Raw genomic sequence first — 7,753 nt, 5'->3', positions numbered from 1 at the left:
ATAACGCTGGCATAACACGTTTATTACCATGCAAACCAACCTGAATTTAACCGCCTTAATCACGAAACCCAAGGCAAACCCAGAACGCCGAATGTAATAAATCGTGTTGATGCGATTGTTGTGCGTGCTTACTTTCGGCTTGGCTAGCTTGATAAAGAACTGCCCTGCCAACATTTTTTAAGCCTTGATTTTAATTTACCGATGCCAATTAAGCGAACAAAATGTTCTTAAAATGCGAGATAAAGTTAATGGAAACAGATACATTTCATACGCCATTTGAACGGTTTGGTTTCAGCAAGTTTGAAACTGAAAAACTAAATACACTCGCCACAATTTGGATTGAAAATGCTGCGAGGAAAACACTGATGAAGACTAAAATGAGGCATAACCAAAGAACAATTGAAGCGTAAAATAGCTTCTGAAACGCCTGAACTTAGGAAAATAAGGGCTAATTTGCCGAACCTGATGAAATGAAAACCAAAAGGAAACAAAGAAGAAATTCACGCTTACTAAGCCGAAACTACGAAAGCCGCGATCCTTTTGATGAACCGTGCAAAAAATTTCGGACTCAGTACGCACAACGCCTGCATAACACGTTTACTACCAAACTATTATACTTAAAATTGACGCCCTAAAACGAGAAACACTCGGCAAACTGAGATTGCCGAGTGTAGTAAATCGTGTTGATGCATTTGTTATGCGTGGATTACAATCCAAACTTAACTTTTGTTTTCTGAACCGCTGTCTCTATGATATTTAAATTTAGCTCAACATTAGGATAAATAAATTGCTTATTTATTCCATATTCTTCGTCTAATTTTTTTAGAATGTCAGCTTTTAAAGCACTAGCTATTTTGTAAACTCTACGCCCTTGATAATCTGTATGGGTTGATGCTGTATACATTAATTGATCCATAGGAACGGCATCTCTATGATATATAAAAGCACCTTTTTGATTTAGTATCCGCTGCGCATATTTAATATCACCAAAATTAATTATTGGTGTGACCGTCGATAAACCATTACGGTCTAAAGTTGTACACATATTTTTTGCATGCATTTCGCGTTCAGTTGCATTCATAATTGTTCGGTCAGGGTTTCTCAAAAAACCGACGCGTCCTGATTCATAAATATCCATCATTTCTTTAACGCGAGCATAAATATCAAACATATATACACTACAGTCATCTCCTTCCATTTCACAGCATGCAAAATACAATGCAACCTTAGGGTCATAGCTGAAATCAATTAAATCTGTCGGCAAACCATAATGTTGAGCTAAATATGCGACGGTTTCGAAAGGTACTTCTTTTGAACCTAAATTAAGTAAATTATCATAGAAGTCATCTAAAATTTGGAATGATAGAGATTTGTATTCATCCATATCGATGTTAGGCAAAGAAACCATTGAATTGAAGCCAACATCAACATCACTCATATCAATTCACGACTAGAAATGAAGTAACGATAAAATGTCGATATACATACAAATTCATAATTCGCCATTCCACGATAAAATAACTCACCATCGGGTTGTTTATTTAACAAAAATCTTTCAACTTGCTCCATGGTATCTAAATCAGTTTGATACCATTGCCTAAAATCGAATGTTGGGTATTGCATACTTTCATCCTAATCAAAAAAACGCATAACGCCTGCATAACACGTTTGCTACTATGCAATTATACTTAAAATTGACGCCTTAAAACGAGAAACACCCGGCAACCTGAGATGCCGAGTGTAGTAAATCGTGTTGATGCATTTGTTATGACTTTTTCTGACACAATGCTTTAAATATATAATCATTAAGATAAAATGCTTTTTTTATATTTCTCTCACAACCGAGGCCATGCATAACGGTACAATTCATTATGATTTCATCGCCACTTCCCGTTGATTGAATTATCCCAGCACCATTTACACAAAATACAACACCAATTGTTTCACGCCCAAGATAATCACGCATTGAATCCTTATGCTTCGTAACAAAAACATCAAGTTTATGATAAAGATCTCGCGTTAACTCGGTAAATTCAGAGAACCTTAAAATCTTGTCACTTGTGACAATTAAATCAGTGATATCAAGTGTTATATACGCATATTTATATCTTGAATTAGTACCAATTCTGTTTTTAATTTGTTTTTCAGCACCCTTAAACCTTTTGAAAAGTTGTTGTTCTGATTTTATTCGTTTACATTCGATAAAAATCGTATATTTCAGATGCTCAATGACAATATCACATACACCTGTGATATTTACTTTCATTCCTGCGTTCATTAATCTAGCAGCCATCGAAAGCTCATGAAGAAAATCTCTTGACGGGTCATCATTTTGTTTAGAAGCTTCAAATCGATAATATTTGCCCGATATGATTTTTTTTATTTTTTCTTTAACATTCTGACTCTCGGTTAATTTGAATGCCTGATAAATTAATAGCAAATCCTCAATTTCCCTACCTGTAAGTTGATATTTTTTATAATCGTCCTTACTTTCAAGTTTCTTTTTACCATCGAAATAATTAAAATATTGTTGTAATCTTGTATTTTCAATTCTTAAATTTAAATCATTGCAAACCCAATCTACAGCACTCTTCAATTCATGCTGTATATCACAACCTTTTCTTCTATGGATATCTGATGAAACTACATACATTTAAATTACCCTTTAGTCATAACGCCGCAATAACACGTTTATTACTGCAACGACTTAGCTAAATTTTACCGCCTTAAACACTGAAACCAAAGACAAACCTACAACGCCGAATGTAATAAATCGTGTTGATTGCTTTGTTATGCGGCACAAATAAAATTAATTGTGTGGAACCAAGATACTACCCACAGTTACATTAACCAAAAACGGTTACGATACTTAAAATTTGCACAAAACTAAGAGAACGGAATGGATGCTATTGCTCATTTAATTATCATTTTAGGGAATCCATTTGCATATAAAATTGGACACTTAATTATTTCAATTTTAAGTATTGGAAAATTGTCCATTCAACCACTACCAACTAAATTTTCCGTTAATTTCGTGCAAGCGTTTGACGAAGATAAGGTTGTAGAAAACCAAAATAAACAAAACTACTCAATATCATATGGAATTACCCTTTCCATTGGTTACGTTGTAACTATAGCTATCTTTGGAGCCCTATTTTTTTATAATATTGATAGTTTTATTGAAGCCTAAACATTGAACTAAAACACCCGCATAACGCTGGCATAACACGTTTATTACCATGCAGACCAACCTGAATTTTACCGCCTTAATCACTAAAACTAAGACAAACCCAGAACGCCGAATGTAATAAATCGTGTTGATGCGATTGTTGTGCGTGCTTACTATCGACTTGGCCAACTTGGTAAAGAACTGCCCTGCCAAGATTTTCTAAGCCCTGATTCTAATTTACCGGTAGTAATTAAGCGAACAAAATGTTCTTAAATTGCGAGATAAAGTAAATGGAAAACAGATACAATTTTCACACCATTTGAACGACTTGGTTTCAGCAGATTTGGAACTGATAAACCAAATGTCCTTGCCACAACTGGGATTGAAAATGCAGAGAGGAAAACACTGATGCAGAATAAAATGAGGCATAACCAAAGAACAATTGAAGCGTAAATTAGCTTCTGAAACGCTTGAACTTAGGGAAATAAGGGGTAATTTGCCGAACCTGATGAAATGAAAACCAAAAGGCAACAAAGAAAAAATTTACGCTTACTAAGCCGAAACTACGAAAGCCACGATCCTATTGATGAACCGTGCAAAAAATTTCGGACTCAGTACGCACAACGCCTGCATAACACGTTTGCTATCATGCAGACTTAGCTGAATTTTAACGCCTTAATCACTGAAACTAAAGGCAAACTGACAATACCGAGTGTAGCAAATCGTGTTGATGCATTTGTTATATCAATCCCCAACTACGAGTAAAGAACTATTTCTTTTCTTTATTGATACTGCAACCTGCTGACCAAGCTGAACATAATTTATACAAAACAAATCCAGCTCTCTATATATATCTGCCTTCTCTATTTTTGAACTCTTAGCTTTAGCATGTAAATCGTTCAATTTGTGTCTTAATTCGTTAATTGACCTACAGCATATGATGCAGGAATTGAAAACGTCTTCATAAATAAACGGATACTGCCCATTAGAATAATCAACAAATTCACGGTGACGTTTTTCTAACATATCGAGGGTATTATCCAGAAAAGAAACAGGTTCACAATAATGTTCCTTTGATCTATCAATATCATTTGGAAATGAGTTAGCTAAAGTCCACAACTTGATATAGCGCTCAAATTCATACTCATATTGCAATTTACTAATATGCGTTTTACTTTCTAAGCTAGCTTTCAGATGATTTAGTTTCGATTCTAAATCTTCTTTTAATTTTGTCGCTTCATTCTGTTGGATTCGAGTCGCCCATATTTTACCTAACCAAGCACTCAAGCCAACTAAAAAAACACTAAAACCACCAAATTGAAACACTACTTCTTGCAACATAAAATTAACCATTCCTTTGATTGATATAACGCCTGCATAACACGTTTGCTACCATGCAGATTAAGCCCAAATTTACCACTTAACACGATAAACTCAAAGAAACCTAGAATGCCGAATGTAGCAAATCGTGTTGATGCATTTGTTATGTTTATTCTTATCATATTTGTATAACTTTTCTTTTATGGTATTCTATTAGAAGTTAATTTTTAAGGATTGTTTATAGACACATTAATTTCTCAGTAATACTGAAACACGAGCACGAGTGCTTTCGTCTTGGCAATCATTTACATATTTTATGTAAAAGAACCTGCCTCTGGTCTTCTCCTATGGAGTAATCAGAGGCAGGTTTTTTTTTGGACAAATTTTAAGATTACATTCTGGTTGGGAGTAATTATGTCTTTGAGTGTTTTGGTAAATAGTGCATCGGTGATATCTGCATTCTTTGGATGTATCCTCTGTTTATTTCGTTATCGGAGTGACTTAAGTCTAGTTACTCTTGAAAAATTAATTAGCTATGCTTTAGCTGCCAGTTCATTTCCAATGGGGATAATATTGATTATATCTGGTGTTTTCCCACATATAATTATGAGTCTAGACGGATTAAATATTTACTATTCTTTAGCTGGACTCAGTTTGACGTTTGTATCAATAAAAACGTTATTTGCTTGAATCGTTATGATCCCAACCAGAAACATAACGCCTGCATAACACGTTTGCTACGATACAGACCTAGCTGAATTTTAACGCCTTAATCACTGAAACTAAAGACAAACTGACAACGCCGAGTGTAGCAAATCGTGTTGATGTATTTGTTATACGTTTTTAGCTTTCAGAGATCGCAATTAGTTCTCCATCGACATCAAACATAAGCCCATCGACAACAGTTTTTACACGTTTATTTTGAAGTAGGATTAAAAGTTCTTTAACATACTCTTTACTGTCTTCAACAAGAATCTTACCGCTGCCGTCAAACTTAATTTTCCAATTACCGGCATCTGTTGCTGCTTCACGTAACTTACGTAACCAAATATCATTTGTAAAAAATTCTTTCTCAAATACAGATGCTAACTGACGCATTAAACGCTTATCATCGCCAATTATAGTTGTTAATTTTGATGATTCTTGTGAATTCATTGCAGCACTACTTCCCAAGGCTTCAATAGCTTCAACTTTTTTCTCTTTAAGGCGAGCTTGAAAATTCATAGCAGTTTCAAATTGCGTCAAGTTAGCGATAAAAACCCCCGATTTGTACTGGATAAAATCAATATAAGGCGTTATTTCAAATTTTGGTGTTTGATCTATTTCCATTACTAATTGGTTATCAAAATAGCTTGGTTTTAAACTCTTGTTAGAAGTATTATTTAATGACCAAGCTCCTTTAATATAACGGAATGCAAAAATACTTTCCTCTGGCTCACCAAAAGTTAACTGAATTGCATATGCATTGTAGCTATTTAATTCAGATTCTTGTGTGATCGTTTCTAACTCCCCACTTTCAACCATAGTTTTTAGTTGCTTCAAATCAGTAGCGCTCGATTCAACATAAAAAAATCGATTATCTTGATTTGTTGTGATTAGCTTAAGCTCTTCAATATGTTCATTGCCTTCAATACATTGAATAACATATTGTTTAAAATGCTCCTTATAATCCGAATGGATTTTAAGGTTTTTTACAGCGCCAAAACGCTTGGTTTTATTTGATACCTTAACGTCAACAATCCATACATTGACTGTAGCATTCGATAAATCAATTGCTTGAAGCTCATTTAATGATGCGACTAAACTAGCCTGATCGAGTTGTTGCTGGATCTCTTCTTGGATCTCTTCCGCAGTATTCGATTGATTTTGTGTCATATTGTTACCTGCTAACTAATGCTGAAATAAAATTGATACCAGAGTTTTCTAGAAAACTTACTTTTTTGTTAGATGCTGTAGCTATACCCATACATAGCGCATTTGCGCTAATTTCTTTATTTGGTTGACCAATTTTTTTATAATCGATGTCATAAAGTCGAATCCCCATTAAAAGAAACATTGGATTTAAAAGAATTATTTTATCCTTCCTAGAAAAAGCGAACATAAACACTAAAAAAATAATTAATGATAAAATTGATTGCCAACTTTTATAGTCAAATGCAAAAAGTCCAATAAGAAAAGGAAGAGTATAATTAATCATATCCCCTCTTACTGCTTTAACTTTTGTTATGAGTATTTCATCAGCGCCTTCTGATTTCGTAAATAATGATCTCATAATTTGCCCTGTAAACAGAGTACAAAAAGATGAAATAGTTATCCCAAATAAAGCCCAATAGCTAACATTTACATCCCAACTTGGAAGCCCAAAAGGAACAGTAGCAGTTAATGAACCTATATCACGAATAAAAAGTATCAAAAAAAGCGGATAATAAGAGGTAATAAAGATAAATAACTCTACCCATAATTTTACGCTAGTCTCTTGAGATCTTGTTGTTATCATTATTCTAATCCGTTATGAACTGTCCATATTATATATCAATAAGTTGAGAGTTGACTATAAAAACGTATAACGCCTGCATAACACGTTTGCTACCATGCAGATTAAGCCTAAATTTACCACTTAATGCGGTAAACCCAAAGAGAATCTAGAATGCCGAATGTAGCAAATCGTGTTGATGCGATTGTTATGGCGCAACTTGCGACAACCGTGGCAATATACTACAATAATGAAAATTAACTTTAAATAGGATACTTAAAATGGCTACAGCAAGCATCAGATTAGACCAAGACCTTGTGCAAAAAGCTACTATTATGGCTAAAGCATTCAGTCGCACCGCACCAAAACAAATTGAACATTGGGCTAAAATCGGTGAAATGATGGAAGATAACCCAGAACTATCATATGAGTTTGTAAAACAAGCAATTATTGCCAAAGCTGAAAAAGAAGCAGGAAAATTGGAGAGCTATAGTTTTGGCTAATATAACTCAAATTTTACAGACACCTACATTTAAGAAAGCAGTAAAAAAGTTACATAAAAATCAAAAGACGGATCTTGATAATGCAATTAAAGAATTAATGAAAGAGCCATTATTAGGAGAGCAGAAGAAAGGTGACTTGTCGTTTTTACGTGTCCATAAATTCAAAATGGTTAAGCAATTAACACTACTTGGTTACAGTTACGAAGATGGCACGGTCACCCTTGAGCTAATGGCATTAGGATCTCATGAAAATTTTTACCGTGATGTTAAAAATATCTTCTGAGCCAT

At 34.2% G+C, this 7,753-nt stretch carries 10 protein-coding genes; 4 read left to right on the top strand and 6 right to left on the bottom strand.

Going from position 1 to position 7,753, the window contains the following annotated elements:
* Nucleotides 1-248 precede the first annotated feature (248 nt).
* Nucleotides 249-410 carry a hypothetical protein gene (locus BTO22_RS13110; protein WP_258132586.1) on the top strand — a complete coding sequence of 54 codons (162 nt, stop codon included), beginning with the start codon at nt 249-251 and terminating at the stop codon, nt 408-410.
* Nucleotides 411-706: 296 nt separating this feature from the next.
* Here the strand turns inward: BTO22_RS13110 and BTO22_RS13105 are convergent, their stop codons facing one another.
* The 3 genes from BTO22_RS13105 to BTO22_RS13095 form a co-directional block, all read right to left on the bottom strand.
* Nucleotides 707-1,438: an FRG domain-containing protein gene (locus BTO22_RS13105; RefSeq protein ID WP_105055910.1), complete on the bottom strand. Its 732-nt coding sequence runs from the start codon at nt 1,436-1,438 to the stop codon at nt 707-709.
* Nucleotides 1,435-1,623: a hypothetical protein gene (locus tag BTO22_RS13100; protein WP_105055909.1), complete on the bottom strand. Its 189-nt coding sequence runs from the start codon at nt 1,621-1,623 to the stop codon at nt 1,435-1,437. The genes BTO22_RS13105 and BTO22_RS13100 overlap by 4 nt, the downstream gene beginning before the upstream one ends.
* A 142-nt stretch (nt 1,624-1,765) precedes the next feature.
* On the bottom strand, nt 1,766-2,653 hold the full coding sequence (locus BTO22_RS13095; protein WP_105055908.1) for a hypothetical protein: 888 nt from the start codon (nt 2,651-2,653) through the stop codon (nt 1,766-1,768).
* Between the two features lie 246 nt (nt 2,654-2,899).
* On the opposite strand from BTO22_RS13095, the gene BTO22_RS13090 reads away from it, so the two are divergent.
* Nucleotides 2,900-3,190: a hypothetical protein gene (locus tag BTO22_RS13090; RefSeq protein ID WP_105055907.1), complete on the top strand. Its 291-nt coding sequence runs from the start codon at nt 2,900-2,902 to the stop codon at nt 3,188-3,190.
* Nucleotides 3,191-3,913: 723 nt separating this feature from the next.
* Here the strand turns inward: BTO22_RS13090 and BTO22_RS13080 are convergent.
* The 3 genes from BTO22_RS13080 to BTO22_RS13070 form a co-directional block, all read right to left on the bottom strand.
* Complete coding sequence (locus BTO22_RS13080; RefSeq protein WP_105055906.1) at nt 3,914-4,510, bottom strand: hypothetical protein; 597 nt, start codon at nt 4,508-4,510, stop codon at nt 3,914-3,916.
* A gap of 822 nt (nt 4,511-5,332) precedes the next feature.
* Nucleotides 5,333-6,364 carry a Kiwa anti-phage protein KwaB-like domain-containing protein gene (locus tag BTO22_RS13075; RefSeq protein WP_105055905.1) on the bottom strand — a complete coding sequence of 344 codons (1,032 nt, stop codon included), beginning with the start codon at nt 6,362-6,364 and terminating at the stop codon, nt 5,333-5,335.
* Nucleotides 6,365-6,368: 4 nt separating this feature from the next.
* On the bottom strand, nt 6,369-6,986 hold the full coding sequence (locus BTO22_RS13070; protein ID WP_105055904.1) for a hypothetical protein: 618 nt from the start codon (nt 6,984-6,986) through the stop codon (nt 6,369-6,371).
* A 257-nt stretch (nt 6,987-7,243) separates the two neighbouring features.
* Between BTO22_RS13070 and BTO22_RS13060 the strand changes: the two genes are divergently transcribed.
* Together BTO22_RS13060 and BTO22_RS13055 are read left to right on the top strand one after the other, a co-directional pair.
* Nucleotides 7,244-7,465, top strand: coding sequence for a TA system antitoxin ParD family protein (locus BTO22_RS13060; RefSeq protein WP_045103941.1), 222 nt, complete (start codon nt 7,244-7,246; stop codon nt 7,463-7,465).
* Entirely contained in the window at nt 7,458-7,748 is a 291-nt protein-coding gene (locus tag BTO22_RS13055; RefSeq protein WP_045103942.1) for a type II toxin-antitoxin system RelE/ParE family toxin, read from the top strand. Before BTO22_RS13060 ends, BTO22_RS13055 begins: the two co-directional genes overlap by 8 nt.
* Nucleotides 7,749-7,753: the final 5 nt, after the last annotated feature.

Source organism: Aliivibrio sifiae, assembly GCF_002954705.1.
Taxonomy (GTDB): domain Bacteria; phylum Pseudomonadota; class Gammaproteobacteria; order Enterobacterales; family Vibrionaceae; genus Aliivibrio; species Aliivibrio sifiae_A.
Note: the sequence above shows the minus strand (reverse complement) of the source record. Positions and strands in the feature narration are given on the sequence as shown.

Coding starts and splice junctions, on each gene's coding strand:
- BTO22_RS13110 (WP_258132586.1), top strand. CDS start 249: ATGGAAACAGATACATTTCATACGCCATTTGAACGGTTTGGTTTCAGC.
- BTO22_RS13070 (WP_105055904.1), bottom strand. CDS start 6,986: ATGATAACAACAAGATCTCAAGAGACTAGCGTAAAATTATGGGTAGAG.
- BTO22_RS13080 (WP_105055906.1), bottom strand. CDS start 4,510: ATGTTGCAAGAAGTAGTGTTTCAATTTGGTGGTTTTAGTGTTTTTTTA.
- BTO22_RS13105 (WP_105055910.1), bottom strand. CDS start 1,438: ATGAGTGATGTTGATGTTGGCTTCAATTCAATGGTTTCTTTGCCTAAC.
- BTO22_RS13095 (WP_105055908.1), bottom strand. CDS start 2,653: ATGTATGTAGTTTCATCAGATATCCATAGAAGAAAAGGTTGTGATATA.
- BTO22_RS13075 (WP_105055905.1), bottom strand. CDS start 6,364: ATGACACAAAATCAATCGAATACTGCGGAAGAGATCCAAGAAGAGATC.
- BTO22_RS13100 (WP_105055909.1), bottom strand. CDS start 1,623: ATGCAATACCCAACATTCGATTTTAGGCAATGGTATCAAACTGATTTA.
- BTO22_RS13090 (WP_105055907.1), top strand. CDS start 2,900: ATGGATGCTATTGCTCATTTAATTATCATTTTAGGGAATCCATTTGCA.
- BTO22_RS13060 (WP_045103941.1), top strand. CDS start 7,244: ATGGCTACAGCAAGCATCAGATTAGACCAAGACCTTGTGCAAAAAGCT.